Annotated in this window: 14 protein-coding genes and 1 tRNA gene; 9 read left to right on the top strand and 6 right to left on the bottom strand. The window is 63.8% G+C overall.

All coding sequences use genetic code 11. The features are described 5' to 3' along the window. Nucleotides 1-123: 123 nt before the first annotated feature. On the bottom strand, nt 124-687 hold the full coding sequence (locus QUE25_RS01750) for a TetR/AcrR family transcriptional regulator (RefSeq protein ID WP_286266986.1): 564 nt from the start codon (nt 685-687) through the stop codon (nt 124-126). A gap of 319 nt (nt 688-1,006) precedes the next feature. On the opposite strand from QUE25_RS01750, the gene QUE25_RS01745 reads away from it, so the two are divergent. The 5 genes from QUE25_RS01745 (at nt 1,007) to QUE25_RS01730 (ending at nt 8,431) form a co-directional block, all read left to right on the top strand. Then, nucleotides 1,007-1,720, top strand: coding sequence for an ABC transporter ATP-binding protein (locus QUE25_RS01745; RefSeq protein ID WP_286266984.1), 714 nt, complete (start codon nt 1,007-1,009; stop codon nt 1,718-1,720). Nucleotides 1,721-2,418: 698 nt separating this feature from the next. Continuing rightward, nucleotides 2,419-4,044 (top strand): ABC transporter permease, encoded by a 1,626-nt coding sequence (locus QUE25_RS01740; RefSeq protein ID WP_286266983.1) that lies wholly within the window; start codon nt 2,419-2,421, stop codon nt 4,042-4,044. Further along, nucleotides 4,041-7,259 carry a non-ribosomal peptide synthetase gene (locus QUE25_RS01735; protein WP_340312733.1) on the top strand — a complete coding sequence of 1,073 codons (3,219 nt, stop codon included), beginning with the start codon at nt 4,041-4,043 and terminating at the stop codon, nt 7,257-7,259. Before QUE25_RS01740 ends, QUE25_RS01735 begins: the two co-directional genes overlap by 4 nt. Next, nucleotides 7,208-7,996: a beta-ketoacyl [acyl carrier protein] synthase domain-containing protein gene (locus QUE25_RS14785; protein ID WP_425332727.1), complete on the top strand. Its 789-nt coding sequence runs from the start codon at nt 7,208-7,210 to the stop codon at nt 7,994-7,996. The genes QUE25_RS01735 and QUE25_RS14785 overlap by 52 nt, the downstream gene beginning before the upstream one ends. A gap of 33 nt (nt 7,997-8,029) precedes the next feature. Then, nucleotides 8,030-8,431 carry an NINE protein gene (locus QUE25_RS01730; RefSeq protein ID WP_286266979.1) on the top strand — a complete coding sequence of 134 codons (402 nt, stop codon included), beginning with the start codon at nt 8,030-8,032 and terminating at the stop codon, nt 8,429-8,431. A gap of 199 nt (nt 8,432-8,630) precedes the next feature. On the opposite strand, the gene QUE25_RS01725 is transcribed toward QUE25_RS01730, so the two are convergent. Next, nucleotides 8,631-8,716: transfer RNA gene (locus tag QUE25_RS01725), tRNA-Leu, on the bottom strand. 307 nt (nt 8,717-9,023) lie between these two features. On the opposite strand from QUE25_RS01725, the gene QUE25_RS01720 reads away from it, so the two are divergent. Beyond that, nucleotides 9,024-9,275, top strand: coding sequence for a DUF5703 family protein (locus tag QUE25_RS01720; RefSeq protein WP_286266977.1), 252 nt, complete (start codon nt 9,024-9,026; stop codon nt 9,273-9,275). An 81-nt stretch (nt 9,276-9,356) separates the two neighbouring features. On the opposite strand, the gene QUE25_RS01715 is transcribed toward QUE25_RS01720, so the two are convergent. The 3 genes from QUE25_RS01715 to QUE25_RS01705 form a co-directional block, all read right to left on the bottom strand. After that, a complete protein-coding gene (locus QUE25_RS01715) occupies nt 9,357-9,872 on the bottom strand; it encodes an AMIN-like domain-containing (lipo)protein (protein WP_286266975.1) in 516 nt (171 codons plus the stop codon). A gap of 113 nt (nt 9,873-9,985) precedes the next feature. Beyond that, nucleotides 9,986-10,948: an aldo/keto reductase gene (locus QUE25_RS01710; protein ID WP_286266973.1), complete on the bottom strand. Its 963-nt coding sequence runs from the start codon at nt 10,946-10,948 to the stop codon at nt 9,986-9,988. 5 nt (nt 10,949-10,953) lie between these two features. After that, nucleotides 10,954-11,844: an undecaprenyl-diphosphate phosphatase gene (locus QUE25_RS01705; protein WP_286266971.1), complete on the bottom strand. Its 891-nt coding sequence runs from the start codon at nt 11,842-11,844 to the stop codon at nt 10,954-10,956. A gap of 189 nt (nt 11,845-12,033) precedes the next feature. Here QUE25_RS01705 and QUE25_RS01700 point away from each other — a divergent pair, with 189 nt between their 5' ends. Continuing rightward, nucleotides 12,034-12,600 (top strand): DUF3090 domain-containing protein, encoded by a 567-nt coding sequence (locus tag QUE25_RS01700; RefSeq protein WP_286266969.1) that lies wholly within the window; start codon nt 12,034-12,036, stop codon nt 12,598-12,600. 47 nt (nt 12,601-12,647) lie between these two features. Next, nucleotides 12,648-13,904, top strand: a complete 1,257-nt coding sequence (mshC, locus tag QUE25_RS01695; RefSeq protein WP_286266968.1) for a cysteine--1-D-myo-inosityl 2-amino-2-deoxy-alpha-D-glucopyranoside ligase — start codon at nt 12,648-12,650, stop codon at nt 13,902-13,904. A 75-nt stretch (nt 13,905-13,979) separates the two neighbouring features. On the opposite strand, the gene ftsH is transcribed toward mshC, so the two are convergent. Continuing rightward, on the bottom strand, nt 13,980-16,040 hold the full coding sequence (gene ftsH, locus QUE25_RS01690) for an ATP-dependent zinc metalloprotease FtsH (RefSeq protein WP_286266966.1): 2,061 nt from the start codon (nt 16,038-16,040) through the stop codon (nt 13,980-13,982). Nucleotides 16,041-16,110: 70 nt separating this feature from the next. On the opposite strand from ftsH, the gene dhaK reads away from it, so the two are divergent. After that, a complete protein-coding gene (dhaK, locus tag QUE25_RS01685; RefSeq protein ID WP_286266964.1) occupies nt 16,111-17,103 on the top strand; it encodes a dihydroxyacetone kinase subunit DhaK in 993 nt (330 codons plus the stop codon). Nucleotides 17,104-17,107 lie beyond the last annotated feature (4 nt).

Below are 17,107 nucleotides of genomic sequence, written 5' to 3'. Positions count from 1 at the left end.
CGGGTGCCGAGCATTGAGCACGTCGAGGGGTCCCGAACGTCACGACCAACCCGACCCCATTGGGTGATGTGACGGGCGCGGAGACCCGTGTGCCACGTCGAGGCGCGCCAAGCGACCCCGGGCTCAGCGGGCTGTCAGCAGACCACCAATGATGGTCGTCACCTCATCCTCAGTGAGAGGTGAGTGCAGGAACACCAGTCGATAGACAGTGCCTCCGATGAGCATGTCGGCGAGCTGATCCGTAGGTATGGTCGTCGCCAGACAACCGGCCAGGGCCGTGCGTTCCAGAACCTCGGCGAGTAGCTCTCGAACCGGATCGATGATGCGTTCTCGGTAGCGGAGGCGGAGTTCAGAATCACTCTGCTCGTGAAGACTCAGTGCGATGCTCACCCATGAATCTTTTCCCGCATTGACGGACTGCACGAGCATGGAGGAGACAGCTCGTAGGTCCGCGACCGGATCGTCCGTCGGTGTGAATGTGCGGTCGCCGATTCTGGAGACCACTGCGTCGACGACGATGTGTGCCAAGGACGGCCACCGCCTGTACAGGGTGGTCTTGGCAATGCCACATGATGTCGCGATGTCATCTATCCTCAAAGCGGAGTAGCCCTTCGTTGACAAGAGATCCCACGTAGCCGCCAGCGCTCGTTGAGTGACCAATGGATCCCGTGGCCGTCCAGTCCGCATGATGGTTCCTCCCCACTTGAACCCCTCCCTGTTACGCTACTCGAAGTACCGTAAGTGTGTGAACGGAGGTTACGCATGGCGTGATGGTACTGCTCGGTGGTCGGGAGTCAACGAAAGGTGCGTCTGCCGGCGCGATGTGACCACGACGAGTGACGCCCAGTGTTCTTGTGGTCTCGAATGGCGGGGCCGTTCACTGTCTCAGGAAAAACGCGGTGGTGACGTGTTTGTTGCGCAGTCGACAGTGATTGCGGTGTGCCGGGAACTCTAGGTCGTGAGCTCGTCTTGATTGCGAGAAAGCCACGCCACAAAGGCTCGTCACGTGATCGTCGCTGATGTCAAAGGAATGATTATGGCGCTTATCGCTGCTCGGGACGTGCGCCGGGTGTATCGCACAGGCAATGTTGATGTCCGTGCGCTGGATGGTGTGTCGCTGAACATCGAAAGTGGTCAATTGACCACGATTGTTGGCCCTTCCGGTTCAGGGAAATCGACCCTGCTAAATATTCTCGGCGGAACGGATCAGCCCACGTCTGGTTCGGTTGTCTGCGATGGTGTAGAGATCGAGAACCTGTCTGAAGCTGGGCTGACCAAGTACCGGCGCGAACGTGTGGGGTTCGTTTTTCAGTTCTACAACCTGATTCCCACCCTGACGGCGGCTGAGAACGTCGGTATTGCTTGCAGAGGCATCAAGGGCGCCATCGAACCATCCGAGATCCTGGAGACTTTGGGCCTGGCGGGCCGCGAGCGGTCGTTTCCCCATGAGCTGTCGGGTGGCCAGATGCAGAGGGTGGCCATCGCCCGTGCGCTCGCCAAACGGCCAGCTCTGTTGTTGTGTGACGAGCCAACTGGTGCCCTCGATTCCAAGACCGGTGATGAGGTCATGAGGACTCTGCGCCAGGCTGCCGAGACCTCGAATGCGGCTGTGGTCGTTGTCACCCACAATGAGGGTTACTCGCGGTTGGCGGATCGAGTTGTCAGGCTGCGTGACGGAAAGGTCTCGACGGCGCGACGGATGCTTGAGACGGATATCTGATGCACGCGTCGGGAGCCAGGTACAAGCGGGCCATGCTTCGGCGGGGCATGGCTGGCTCATGGACCCAGTTCGTTGCCGTGTTCTGCATGGCGATGCTCAGCGTCCTCGCATACACCGGACTGGAAGGTGGATGGCGAGGGATGCGGGTCAGTTTAGACGACTATGCGAGGCAATCGCAGACCGCCGACATCTGGGTGACTCTGGCTCCGGGGGTCGCCGACGTCGAGTTGCCCGAGGTCCGCGACACGCCTCATGTGGTCGGGGCGGAATCGCGCCACGCCTCCGTTGCTCGAGTTGTCACCGATGCTGCAGACACATGGCTGTCCCTGACTTCCACTGAGGATGTGGACTTTTGGTCCATCAGCCTGCCCCGCCCGGTTGAAGGGAGTACGCCTACGGATGGCGGCGAAGGAGTGTGGCTCAGCGAAGGGTACATGGACGCCCATGGCTTCGATGTCGGAGATCGGCTCATGATCAGGTCGATCACCGGTCAGGATGTCCAAGTGATGATCCGGGGAGAGGTTCTGTCGCCGGACCAGTTGTACGATGTCGAGGAGTCCGTGTTCTTGGTCCCCGAGCAGGACATGTTCAGCTACGGGTACGTGACTCCCGCGACGGCGACCAAGTTGTGGGGTGAAGGCTGGACCAATCGCACTCCAGGCCGCGTTGTCGTGAGGGCCGATGACTCCGACGCGGCCGTGGACGCGTTGTGGGGAAGCATCGGTGACCGCGCTTCCCGGATCACCACTCGTGAAACCGACCCGCACATCGCCCCTGCATATGATCGGGTCAAGGTGATCCGCAACGTGTCGGTGCTCTTCGCGTCGCTGTTTCTCCTTGTGGGGATCCTTGCGATGTACTCCTCCACGAAACGCTTGGTGGATCGCGAACTCAAAACTATTGCAACCCTCCAGTCCATGGGCTATGGACGCGGAGAGTTGCGTCTCCACTTCTCCATGTTCGGTGTGATCACCGGCCTTGCCGGGTCAGTGGTGGGCCTGGGACTGGCCCCAGTCCTGTCGAGAGTCGTACTTGCCTCACAGTCAGGCCAGTTCGATCTGCCCTCATGGCGTGTCAGCTACACATTGGTTCCGCTTGTGGTCACCACATTGGTTGTCACCGCCTGCGTTGCTGGTGGGTTCTTGGCATCAGGTTCGGCGCTCACGGATGCCCCGGCACTTCTCATGAGGCCGGGACTGGTGAAGGTCTCATCGGCCGCTGTGAGAATGCGCAACATGGGCTCCGGAAATCACTGGGGTGTGCGCTGGGCGTTGCGGGACACTGCATCCAATCTCATGCGATTTGTCATGGGAATTGTGGGGGTTGCCGGGTGCCTCATGCTGCTGTTCACGGGTTTCGGTCTTCCGGACACGATGCAGAATCGAGCGGATACGTCGTTCAGTCCCACCTCGCTTGACTATGCGTATCGAGTCACTGTCACCGGGATGTCGAGCCGTCCAGTGGCCATCGAGGGGCTCGGTGCTCTGCCCCAGTACCTCATGCAGATCCCAGTCCTCACCGATCCGTCTGACGGATTTGACAGGGTACTCACCATCTTGGACGAAGGCGACAGGTTCCGACAGAGAACCTCCGACGGGCCTCTGCCTGCTGAGTCCGGCCTGCGGGTCACCGAGGACACTGCCACGCGTCTCGGTCTGGCCGAGGGGTCCAGGGTCGTCTTGGATCTTCCAGGCGATCTTGGACGGTTGGACCTGGAGGTCTCGGTAATCGTCGCCACGGAGATGCCTCAGGGGTTCTTCATGTCCCGCGCTCAATGGGAGTCCTTGGGGCAGCAGTTCTCGCCTTCCGCGATCCTGGTGGGTGATGATGCGGTCCCCGACGTGATCCAGGCCGATCCACGAGTGGTCAATGTGGTCAGCCGAGCCTCCCAGCAGGACAACGCTGTCAACATCAGATCCAGCCTTGGAGGGATTTTCAACCTCATGAGGGTGATGGCGATCATCCTGTGCGTCATTGTTCTCACCTCCTTGGGAAATCTGACCTTCGATGAGCGGCGCCGTCAGTACGCGACATTGAGCGTTCTGGGCATGTCATCGGGACAGTTGCGCCGCCTCTCCTCCCTCGAAGTGCTGGTGTCTGCCCTGATCGGAGTGCTGCTCGGAATACCCGGTGGCCTGTGGTTCCTGGGGATCTATGTGAGGCAGGTTGCGAGCCCGAGGCTGCACTACGCGCCGGTCATCACGCCCAGGTCGGTGGGAATCGCGGTTCTGATCGCTTTGCTGTCAGCCTGTGCCACCGTCATCCCGTTGGGTCTTCGCATTGCACGGATCGACGTGGTCGAGGCCTTGAAGGAGGCAGAATGACGAGGACAGAAGCCGCGGTGGCCCCGAGCACCGGTTGCGGAGAGCCCGGTCGTCCCACGTCGTGGCCTCAGAACACCATGCTCAGACAGTTCGAGCTCAATCCCGCCGACACCACGCTCACGTTGGTGCGCCTGATGCGAGTTCGTGGCGAAGTAGATCCTGAGCTTCTTCGGTGCGCGGTCGACTCGGTTCTGCGTCGGGATCCGGGTCTCGCTGTACGCCTAGCCCGCACTCAGTCGGGGTGGAAATCCATCCCGGGTCCTCACCCTGACCAGCGGTGTCGACTCGTGGAGATGGACCCGGAAACAACAGAGGGCGATGTGATCACAATGGCCCGTCATCTCCAAGAGATGGCGATGCCGATTGAGAATGCCCCCCTGGTAGACGCAGAACTCATCGTCACTGACAAGCGGGCGACATACCTGCTGGTGCGGGCGTCTCATCTGGTCTGGGATGCGCGTACCGGATACCTGGTGTGCGATCGGGTGGGGCAACTGTGCGCGGGCCATGATCCCTACTCGGACCCTGACGTCGCAGGTGCTGTCCTGGATCCTGTCCGTGCTGATGAGGCGGAGATGGAGAGGGCTACCGAGTCCTTTCGTCAGGATTTCAAGGACTTCGCGACCTTCGGGCATTCGGCGATGCTGGGCGTCAAGGACGAGAAGGGACGGTTGACTGGTCGTCGCGATGAGTTGGTCCTGGATGGTGAGTTTGCATCGAGCCTGCGGTCCACGATGTCAACTCACCGGATTCCGGCGAGCGCCTTCTTCATCGCAGTGGCGGCGCTGCTGCAGGCCCGACTGACCGATGAGGAAGTCGTGGTCTTCGGCTGTCCGGTGAGCACCCGAGTCTGTCAGCAGGCCTGTGGATGTCATGTGAACACCCTTCCGGTGAAGGTTGCGGTTGAGGGCGGCCGTACCTTCTTGGAGTACGTCAAGACGGTTCAGATCAGCATTCTGGAATCGTTGCGTCGACGTGGAGTGGACTACTCGGCGACGGGGATGACTCCGGTCCTTGGAAGTCTGGCTTCCTGCTTCACACACCAAGGTGTGGAGCCCTCAGGGCTCGACGAGGAGATCAGGCTCGAGCCACTGCAGGTCCCGCTTGGTCATGTTGCCTTCCCTTTGTCGGTGGTGTCCTCGGAGTTCATTGACGCAACGGGAGGAGGATTCCGATGCGTGATCGAGGTGGGCAGCTGGGCTGACGACATCGACGTCGTGGGTGCGTTCAGCAGCCTCATTCGTCAGATCTTGTCCGACCCATGCTCTCCGTTGGACTCGATCGGGCTGGTCGATCCGGACGGACCAAGCCCGGTTCTCGAGGCCCTGGCGGCGTACGGGCGGGGATCGACAGCCACGGTGGTCGACATGATGGGGCGGACGGCCCAGCGCTATCCGGACCAAGTGGCGCTCATCGAACCGGGCCGAATCGTCAGCCACCGGCAACTGGATGTTGATGGCAGGCGTCTGGCCTCTGAGATCAATGCTCGGTGGCCCGAAGCGGAGCATGTTGTCGTCTGTCACAGGTGGGGCATCGACGAGGTCCTCGCGGTGACGAGTGTACTCCGAAGTGGACGAGCATATGTTCCGATCGACCCCGATCTGATATCGCGAATCCCGTCTGTCTTCGAGACACTGGGTCGAGTACCTGTCATCGGGGATTGCGAGACCGTCGCAACACTGGCGGATCATGGTGTCACCGCGGTGGAGCTGTCCGAACTCCTTGCAGGGGCTCAGGACACTGTTCCGGATCAAGCTGAAGTGGATCTCGATGCTCCGGCCTACGTCATGTTCACCTCCGGATCCACGGGACGCCCCAAGGGTGTGGAAGTTTCCCACCGTGCCTTGGGGGCGTTCCTCACTTCATGGCTGCAGGTGGTGACCTGTGGCCCGGGTGAGTCATGGGTACGGCTCCATCATCTGGCCTTCGACGCTTCAGTGCTGGACATCTTGGTGCCGCTTGTTTCGGGTGGGGCAGTCCACTTGCCCGACCTTGATGTGGTCCGCGATGTCCAGAGATGTGCTCGCGCCCTGGTCGATTCGCGTGCGACCTCCGTACTGCTGACGCCCAGTCTTGCTGATCAGATCATGCGATTCCTTCCCGACGAAGGGTTACCAGCGCTGCGCGTCACGGTGCTGGGTGCAGAAGCGGTGCCGATCGCAGTGGCGTCCCAGTGGGCGACTCGCGTGATGCCCCGTGGCGGTCGCGTCCTGAACGCTTACGGGCCGACGGAGTCAACCGTCGCCTGTATCACGGGGGATCTGACATCTGATGACCTGAGTCAGGACGGTGGGGGTGCCCCCCTGGGTACTCCTCTTCCTCATGCTGGCGTGGCCACGGTGGACTCAGCGCTGCGCTTGGTACCGCCGGGTGTCCCCGGCGAGTTGCTCGTCGCCGGAGAGAGCTTGGCGACGGAGTACTTGGGTATGCCCGAGGAGACCCAACGTGCGTTCATCACGGATCCCGGACGGTTGAAGGGGCGGTGGTACCGCACCGGAGACCGAGTGAGGTTGTGCAGAGACAACAGGTTCGTGTTCTTGGGGCGAATGGACGGCCAGGTGAAGCTCGGTGGGTTCCGAGTCGAGCTCGGAGAAGTGTCGGCGGCGCTCAGGCGCGTGACGGGCGCTGCTGTCGTCGCCGCCTTTATGGATCCTGAGCAACCCTCGCGGCTCATGGCTGCTGTGGTCTCTGACAGAGCCAGGGACGTGCCCACGTGGAAAGCGGGAATGCGCCAGTTGCTTCCCGCGTGCATGGTGCCGCAGCGCATCGCGTGCGTGTCATCGATGCCGACCAACGGTAATGGGAAACTGGACGTGGCTGCACTGGCAAGGCTGATCGCCCATGAACAGGTGCCGGCACGGACCATCACTGATCCTGTCGAGCGGGAGATTCATCGAACTGTCGCCTCAGTGATCGGCCACGAGGATTTCACATGCACGGAGAACCTCTTCGATGCAGGGCTGACATCCCTCTCGCTGATTCAGGTGTTTGACGTGCTGCAGTCCGCCTACCCCGAGGCTGGTCTGGCTGTCGTCGACCTGTTCCAGAACCCGACGATCGAGTCATTGGCACTTCGCGTGCGTCCTGCCCGCGAAGTGGAACTCCGGGATCGAGAACTTCAGGAAGCACGCGAGGCGGAACGTAGGGCTCGGCGCGAGCACGAATGGCAGAGAAGACGCGAGATCAACGCGAAGCACCACCGGAGGGATGGCTAATGAGCGGGTTCGACGTTGCGATCACCGCTGTGGCGGGTCGCTACAGCCAAGCAGATTCGACTCGCGAGCTGTGGGAGGCGTTGGTCGACGGGAGGGAACTGAACGTCAACGCTCCCGATCCGGTGTCCGATGGCCACATTCCGCGGGTACCCAGTGTGGCGAACATCGACGAGTTCGATCATGAGTTCTTTGGGATATCCCCAGCTGAAGCGGAACTGATGGATCCGCAGCAGAGGCTCATGCTGACCTGTGCGTTCGAGGCGCTCGAGAACGCGGGTCGCGCCAGTGGCGATGAACTGAGATGGGGTGTGTTCGCCTCAGCATCGTTCAGCACATACCTGCTGAACAACGTTCTGTCCGCACGTCCTCAGGTGGTTGAGGACTCCAACATGCTCGCCCTCATCGGGAACTTGCCGGATTCGGTCGCGACGCGCCTCGCCTACAAACTGAACCTGGTGGGACCGGCCATGACCGTCCAGACAGCGTGTTCTTCATCGTTGGTGGCGTTGCAGGTGGCATGCCGGAGCCTCCTCGACTATGAGTGTGATGGGGCCATCGTCGCGGCGTGCTCATTGACGGTGCCTCAAGCGCGGACCCGATCGCGTGGTCGCGGGCCGACGACCCCGAGCCAGGCTCCTGAGGACGAGGCGAATTGCGCCGACCGCCGGGTCAGTTCGATGCCTACCAGGGCCCCTGGCCTAGGAGGACGCCCAGGTCATCGCCCCCGGGCAGCTTAGGATCGGGGTCACGATGGCGCGAGGAGACTGACAGTGACAGCATCATCACCCGGACAGTGGAGCGTGCCACCGCAACCTCCATCGAGCGAACCACTGTCGAAGAGGAAGGCAGCGTTGTTTGCTTTCTTTCTTGGTGTCTTTGGCGTCCACAACTTCTATCTGGGCCAGCGCAAACGCGGTTTCGGCCACATCGTGCTGCTCGGCGTCGCGTTGGCCGGACTCCTCGCTGCGATGCTCTACATGCTGTTCATCGTGTTCTGGTACTCAGATCTCTACCTCGGCAACACCATGGATCGCAGGGCCGAGGTTCTGCTTAACGTGCTGGTGGTGCTGCCTCTCGTGCTCATCGGCGCCAACCTGGCCTGGGCGATCATCGAGGGGATCGCGATCCTGGCTGGCCGGAGTTCCCAGAGCAAACCGGGGCCGTCACCTTGATTTGGGTCTCGAAAGAATGAACCTGTACCGGGAATTCGCGCCTCGTGTCGAAGGGCCCTGAGCAGTTCTCGGGCCGGGCCGGCTTGGGGGGTTGCCACACGAGATTTGGAGCCAGTTGCGGCTGGCCCCGAACACTTCCCGAAACGACAAAACCCGGACCTACCAGGAAAGATGCCTAGTAGAGCCGGGTCGAGACGAGTGTCCGAGAGAGGACTTGAACCTCCATGCCCTAAAACGGGCACTAGCACCTCAAGCTAGCGCGTCTACCTATTCCGCCACCCGGACCGGTGTCGTTGCTCATTTTTCGAGCGCCAAGAAACAATAGCATCAAAGCGCCCCGAACCGCGAACTGGTGGTCGTAGCTGGTCAGCACTCAATGAGCCGCCGATTCCGTCCGTAGCGTCGATGCCTTGGCTCGGTCTTGCAGCGACCGTGCAGCACCATCACGGAGCGCCATCACGGTGCATTCGGCAGATGCGCACACTCTCACGCAGGCGGCATCCTGGGCGCAGAGAGCGGATATCCCCCCACCGTCCCCACGCTGGTGGCACGATAGGACATCAACCGGATGCGACTCATCTTGGGAGGTGTGATGGGAGAACCAGCCACCACATACATCACGTCGTGGTCGTTGAGGAAGGAGTTCGTCTCGGGGGCCGAGTTCGAGGTCGGCCAGATCAGCCTCCCCAGGTGGATCACCAACCGGCAGGTGCAGCGAGTGCTCACCGAGCAGGCCGAGGTGGGTGGCTGGGAGCTCATGAGGCTTCGCCGATATCGCGACGGTAGCTGCCAAGCCTGGCTGCGACGCAGGATCATCCGAGCCAGGCCCACTTACCCTCTGTGAATCCGCTCGGTTGCGACGCCGCCGACCTCCGCGAGTAGTCCTCCCCGTCGCGTGCGCCCGCTGCCTGCACCGGACGAACGGTCAACTCTGGATGTCGATGACCAGCCGGTTCGGCGCCTCCATACCGAAGACGTAGAAGCCGCGCTGAGCGTCCAGGCCGATATTGATCACCGAGATCCCCTCGAAGACCGGGTCGAGATAGACCCCGCGAATCCCGCCGTGCGCGCTGCCGTCCAGCAATCCACTGAGCACCGTCTCCCCGTTTGGAATCCTGAGCCCATGCACGGTGACGCCGAGCACCGCGGACGCGCCCGGAATCACGATCGGTAGGCCGCTGCCCTGCGCGCGGGGATCGGTCACATAGCCGGCCGACCAGGCCACCGAATTCGAGGCGCCGGCGTCGAATTCGATCACGACCCGGTCGAAGCCGTCATGGGCGCCGGTGCGCACATCGGTGATCAGCAGGTCGCTGAGCGCGCCGGCAGGGGCTGCCGAGGTGGAAGCGGTCGCATATGGAGCGGGACTCACCGGATCGTTCTCATCGGTCGGGTAGACCGTGGTCTCCACGGTGACCGTTGTCGTGGGAGCTGGCGCCATCGGCGTCGTTGTCGGCGAGGGTTCAGGCGTGCCGTATGATCCGCACCCCGATAGCACGAGCGCGACCGCCGCCGCGCACACCGCCACGTTCATTCTCATGCCTGATTCTGGCATCACTCCCGGCCAAGATGAGGCCCTCCGGTGACATCGTCCAGCGCAGCCACGATCGGTTTCGGCAGGGTCTGATCGTCCACCGAGAGCAGGGACGACAGCTGCTGCACGGTCCGAGCCCCCAGCAGCGGCGCGGTCACGCCCGGGGCGTCGCGCACCCACAACAACGCCACCTGGGCAGTCGTCAATCGCAAGCCATCGGCGGCGCGGGCCACCGCATCCACCACGGCATTCGAGCGGGCGTCCAGGTAGGGCTCGATGAACCACGCCATGTGGTCGCGTCCGCCGCGGGAATCCCGCGGAGTCCCACCTCGGTACTTGCCGGTGAGCACGCCGCGGCCCAGTGGCGACCAGGGGAACAGCCCCATCCCGTGATGCTGCAACGCCGGCAGCACCTCGACCTCGGCGCGTCGCGCCAGCAGCGAGTACTCGATCTGGCCACTCACCAGCCGGGCCCGGCCGGGCACCGCCCGCTGCCAGGCCGCCGCCGTGCCCAGTTGCCAGCCGATGTAGTTGCAGACCCCCACGTACCGGACCATTCCGGCGCTGACGGCCTGGTCCAAGGCTGCCAGGGTCTCCTCCAGAGGGGCATCGCCCCAGGCGTGCACCTGCCACAGATCCACGTGATCGGTGCGCAGCCGCCGCAACGAATCGGCTAGATCGTCCAGCAGCGCGCCCTTCGAGGTGTCGACCACCTGGGATCCGCCATGGGTACCGAAGCCGGCTTTGGTGGCGATCACCAGATCATCGCGGCGCAGATCGCTGCGCATGAACCGGCCGAGGAGTTCCTCGGCGCGTCCACCGCCGTAGGCGGGGGCGGTGTCGACTAGGTCGCCGCCGGCGTCCACGAAGGTCCGCAGCAGCGCCCGCGCAGTGTCCGGAGCGACATCTCCGCCCCAGGTCATGGTGCCCAACCCCAGGCGGCCGACGCTCAGCCCGCTGGCGCCCACCGCACGTCGTCGCATGGGCTTCAGCTTACGCAGCCGGTGACGATCGGGGCCTGCGGATCGAGGTAGCCGGTCAGGAGCAGCACGGCGAGCAGCACGGCCAACCCCAGCCGGTAGAGCACGAACGGTGTGAACGAATGCGTGGTGATGTAGCGCAGCAGCCAGGCGATCACCGCATACCCGACGAAACCGGCGATCAGGGTCGCCAGGATCGTCGGCCCCCAGGCCACGCAGGCGTCTTCGCCGATGTCCTTGAGCTTGTACACACCCGATCCGAAGACCGCGGGGATCGCCAGCAGGAAGGCATAGCGAGTCGCCGCCGGGCGCGAATAGCCCAGGAACAGGCCGGCCGAGATGGTGCCACCGGAGCGGGACACCCCCGGGATCAGCGCGCAGGCCTGCGCGAGGCCGTAGATGATCGCGTCCCGCCAGCTCAGATCGGTCAACCCCTTGGGGCCCAGCTGCCGGCGCGCCGCGCCCGGCACGGGCTCCCGTCTGGCGGCCATCCGGTCGGCCCAGCCCAGCACCAGACCGACACCGCCGAGCATCGCGACGGTGATCCACAGATTACGCAGCGTGGTGTCGATGGCGTCCTGAAAGAACAGACCCAAGATGATGATCGGCATCGAGCCGGCGATCACGAACCAGCCCATCCGGGCGTCCGGATCGCTGCTCGGGACCTTCTTCACCAGCGACAGCGCCCACTGCTTGATGATGCGGACGATGTCGTGCCAGAAGTAGATGAGCACGGCGGTCTCGGTGCCCAGCTGGGTGACGGCGGTGAATGCCGAACCCGGATCGTGACCGGAGAAGAAGAGCTGCCCGACAACCAGTTGGTGGGCGCTGGAGCTGATCGGCAGGAACTCGGTGAGCCCCTGGACGATGCCCAGCACGATGGCTTCTAGCCAACCCATTGGCGATCCTTCCGACGCGCAGACAGCCCTCGGCAGGGCCAATCCCGCCCGCTAGCCTAGCTGTCGGCCTCCCCCCGGCCTGCGCACACGCCCGTTCGCGAGCAAGCCCCGAGCTGATCCCTGGCACAGATTCAGCGAACCGGTGCTCAATCCCAGCGGCCCGTCGCCAAGACGCTTACCCTGAGTTTCATGGAGCTGACCCATCGGTACGCCTTCCCTGACAGGTTTGTCAGTGGCGCCGTGGGCGAGCCCGAAAAGCGGGTTTTCTTCGTGCAGACGCGCCAGGGATCGCGGATGACCAATGTGGTTTGCGAGCGCCAGCAGATCCGTGTGCTGGCCGAACACATCAGTCAGGTACTCACCGAACTGGAGCAGATCGGTGGCATCCGCTCCGATCGTGAAGCCGGTCGGGCGCGTCCCTGGGACAGCGATCCTCTCGATGTTCCGCTCGATGAGGATTTCCGCGCCGGGACGATGGCCATCACCTGGGTGCCGGAGACCTCGTCGTTGAAGGTCGAGTTGTTCGCGCAGGGGGTCTACCGCAAGATGGCCCATCCCGGCGCACTGGGCGAGGACGACAAGGTGCTCCAGGTGGTCATCACGCTCGATCAGGCGCGGGACTTCATCGTCCGCACCGGCAAGCTGCTCGGCTCGCACAATCCGAGCTGCCCGTTCTGCGGTCAGCCCATCTGGCCGAACGGGCATCTGTGCCCGCGCTGCAATGGTTACCGCAAACAGCTGATCGACTTCGCGTAGTGAACCGGCGGCCAGCCGGATTGGGTGCTACCGCTAAATTTAGGGTCATGCATGCCTGGCCTGCCGCTCGCGTTCCGAACCTGCCCCGCAACACCAATCCTGAGATCGATGATCGGGTCCGGGTGTGGGACACCGAATCCCGTGCGCTGAAGGCGGTAGGGCCCCAGACCGGTTCTGCCGGTCTCTATGTCTGTGGCATCACCCCGTACGACGCCACCCATCTGGGTCACGCGTTCACCTACCTGACGTTCGACCTGCTGCAGCGGGCCTGGCGCGACCTGGGGCTCGATGTCACCTATGTGCAGAACATCACCGACGTCGATGATCCGCTGCTCGAGCGCGCCGAGGAGACCGGCGAGGACTGGCGGGAGCTGGCCGCATCGCAGGTCGAGCTCTTCCGCACCGACATGCGCTCGTTGCGGGTGCTGCCGCCCGACCACTATGTGGCGGCGACCGAAGCCCTCGACCTGGTCATCGGCACCGTCCAGGAGCTGGACGCCAAGCAGTTCGCCTACCGGGTCGCCGATGAGCAGTATCCGGACTGGTACTTCCGCTCCGACGCCGTGGAGGGATTCGGGCAGATCTCCCATCTGACTCGCGCCGAGCAGTTGGCCGAGTTCGCCGAGAAGGGTGGTGATCCGGATCGTGCCGGCAAGGTGGACGCCTTGGACTCGCTGGTCTGGCTGTTGAAGCGGGACGGTGAGCCGTCGTGGCCCTCCGCGCTGGGGCAGGGGCGCCCGGGCTGGCATGTGGAGTGCACGGCGATCGCGCAGCACTACCTCGGCTCGGACTTCTCAGTGCAAGGCGGCGGACGCGACCTGGCCTTTCCGCATCACGAGATGTGCGCGGCTGTCGGACGCGCGGTCACGGGGGAGCGCTTTGCCCAGGCATATGTGCATGTCGGCATGGTCGCTCTCAACGGCGAGAAGATGAGCAAGTCGCTGGGCAATCTGGAGCTCGTCTCGCGGTTGCGTGCCGGGGGAGTCGCGGCGCCGGTCATCCGGCTGGCACTGCTCGCCCATCACTACCGCAACGATTGGGAATGGTTCCCCACCGACATCGAGAGGGCGCAGCGGCGGGCCGACGCCTGGGTCGCCGCATTCCGGGCACCCGCCGGCACTCCCGCCGGACCGGTGATCGATGATCTGCGTCGTGCCATGCGCGGTGACCTCAACTCGCCTCGGGCGCTTGCCGCGGTGGACGAATGGACGGCCGCCGCGCTGGCCGGTGATGGCACCGACTCCCAGGCGCCCACCCAGGTCGCCGAGGCTGTGGACGCCCTGCTGGGGGTTTCGTTCGACTGAACAAGAACCATCGTGTGGGATTCCTGGCAGGCAGGAGTCCCACACGATGATCATTCAAGCGGTGAGTTGCGCCGGTCAGTCTGCGCTGGTGCCGACCGACTCGGAATGAAAGTCGTCTTGCACCGGACGCTCGATTCCGGCGATCTTGTAGACCTCGGCCTCGTCCAACGTCTCCTTGATGAGCAGCTCGTTGGCGATGGCATCAAGCTTGTCCCGATTCTCATTGAGCAGCTCAACCGCCTTGGCATGGCACTTGGTGATGATCGCCCGTACCTCTGCGTCCACCACCGACAACGTCTCGTCGGAGATGCCGAGCTCGCGCGGGTTCACATCGTCGAACAGCACGGTCATGGGGCCGACCTTGGCCGACATGCCCCACTTGCCGACCATCTGGCGGGCGATCGAGGTGGCCGAGCGCAGATCCGACTCGGCGCCGGTGGTGACCACGCCATAGACCGCGGCCTCGGCAGCCATGCCGCCGAGCGCGCCGACGATGCGTCCGAGCAGGTACTGCTCGTCATAGCCGTAACGGTCGGTATCGGGTGTCGACAAGGTGACACCGAGTGCCTGGCCGCGCGGGATGATCGACACCTTGCGCACCGGGTCGGCGCCCTTCTGCAGCATGCCGAGCAGCGCGTGACCACCCTCGTGGTATGCGGTGCGGCGCTTCTCGTCCTCGGGGATGAGCACGCTGCGCGCCACACCCAGCTGGATCTGCTCCAAGGCGTTGGTGAAATCAGCCTGGTAGACCAGCGTGTCGTTGCGCCGTGCCGCCCGCAGCGCCGCCTCGTTGGCGAGGTTGGCCAGGTCGGCGCCGGTGGCGCCCGGCGTGGTCTGGGCCAACGCCTTCAGGTTCACGTCGGTGGCCAGCGGAATCTGGCGGGTGTGCACCTTCAGGATCTTCTCGCGGCCGATTTGGTCGGGCGGGCTGACCGTGATCACTCGGTCGAAACGCCCCGGCCGGGTCAGCGCGGGATCGAGCACGTCGGAACGGTTCGTCGCAGCCATCACGACCACACCTTCGGTGCCATCGAAGCCGTCCATCTCGGTGAGGATCTGGTTCAGCGTCTGCTCGCGCTCGTCGTTGCTGCCCGAGGCGCGGCTGGAGCCGCGCGCACGTCCGATGGCGTCGATCTCGTCGATGAAGACGATCGCGGGCGCTACCTTCTTGGCTTCGTCGAACAGCTGACGCACCCGCTGGGCGCCGACGCCGACGATCATCTCGATGAACTCGCTGGCCGAGGCGCTGAAGAAGGGCACATCGGCCTCGCCGGCGGTCGCCCTGGCCAGCAGCGTCTTGCCGGTGCCGGGTTGGCCTTCGAGCAGAACCCCGCGCGGCGCGCGGGCTCCCACCTTCCGGTACTTGTCGGGGCTCTTGAGGAAGTCGACGATCTCGTCCACCTGCTCTTTGACCTCGTCGATGCCGGCAACATCGGAGAAGTTGACTCGCACCGCCGTCTTCTCGATGGGCTTCACCTCGCGCTGCATACCGAAGCCGCCGAGGCCACCGCCCGCCTTCGCGATCTTGCGGAAGGCCCAGATCGACACACCGATCAGCAGGCCCCACAGCACCAGCGAGGAGATCAGATTCGCGACTGCGCCGCGCTGCTCGACCACCGGTGTCGCGCGCACGACCGCCCCGTGGGCCTGCAGATCGGACAGCAGATTGTCCTGCGCAAACGTCGGGCGCTCAGTGGTGAACTGGGTGTAATTGCCCTCTTCGGTGCTGTCGTCACCGTCGTCAGGCAGCTTCGCCTCGTTGGTCAATTCGCCCTGGATGGTATCGCCCTGGGCGTAAATCTCCTTGACGTTTCCGGCCTCGACCTGCGAGATGAACTCGGTGTAGGGGATCGTCGGTGGCGCGTTGCTGGCGTCCTGCCAGGTCAGCAGACCCCACAATCCGAGCAACGCTATCCCGGCTATCACCCAGAACTGCCACAGCCGCGATTTCTTCGGCTCCTTCTTGCCGTTCTGCCCCTTGGACTCCTTCGGCAAGCCTTCGGTGCGCCACGGGCGCGGTGAATCCAGCGGCGGCGGGCCCGAAGGCGCCTGTGAGCGGACGGGACGATGAGGCTCGTCGGACGAGCGCTCTGGCGTGGGTACCTCGGCCTGTTGCGACGGCTGGGGATCGGTCATGAAACCTCCTGCATGGTTCCTCAATGCTAGACGCCGCGGCTAATAGGGTCTCAGTGGTTGACTGGTGGGCATGAAGAAGTTAATCAACGATCCTGGCACTGTCGTTGCTGATGCGTTGCGTGGCATTGAGGCCGCGCATCCCGGGACGCTGAAGGTAGACCACACGAACCGTCTCATCGTCCGCGGTGATGCTCCCCGGCCCGGCAAGGTCGCTGTCATCTCCGGTGGCGGGTCCGGACATGAGCCGCTGCATGGCGGATTTGTCGGCCCGGGCATGCTCGACGCAGCAGTGTGCGGCGAAGTCTTTACCTCCCCCACGCCCGATCAGGTGCTGGCCGCGCTCCAGGCCGTCGACTCGGGCGAGGGCACCTTGATGATCGTCAAGAACTACACCGGCGACGTCATGAACTTCGAAATGGCCGGCGAGCTCGCGGCGGCCGACGGCATCGAGGTCACCAGCGTCGTGGTGGCCGATGACGTCGCAGTCACCGACTCCCTGTACACGGCCGGACGCCGAGGTGTCGGCGGCACGGTCGTCGTGGAGAAGATCGCTGGTGCCGCTGCCGAGGCCGGGCGCAGCCTGGCCGAGGTCACCGCGCTCGCTCAGCGAACCGCCGATGCCGCCCGTTCCATGGGGCTGGCCCTGACCTCGTGCACCGTGCCCGCGGCCGGACGTCCGACCTTCGACCTCGCCGACGACGAGATCGAACTGGGCATCGGTATCCATGGTGAGCCGGGACGCAGTCGCGAGAAGCTCGCTCCGGTACATGACCTGGCGGCCCGGCTGGTCAATCCGATCCTGGACGATCTCGACTTCACCGGCGCTCCGGTCATCGTCATCTGCAACGGAATGGGTGGCACGCCGCTGATCGAACTCTACGGGCTGTATGCCGAGGTCAGCGATCTACTGGCTGCCCGAGGCGTGCAGATCGCCCGCAATCTCGTCGGCAACTACATCACCTCGCTCGAAATGGCCGGAGCTTCGATCACCTTGGTCAAAGCCGACAGCGAACTGCTCGACTACTGGGACGCCCCGGTGTCGACCACGGGCCTGCGGTGGTAGCGAG

Source organism: Brooklawnia propionicigenes, from assembly GCF_030297015.1.
Classification (GTDB): domain Bacteria; phylum Actinomycetota; class Actinomycetes; order Propionibacteriales; family Propionibacteriaceae; genus Brooklawnia; species Brooklawnia propionicigenes.
The sequence above is the reverse complement of the archived record's forward strand: the minus strand, read 5'-3'. Positions and strand labels throughout refer to the sequence as shown.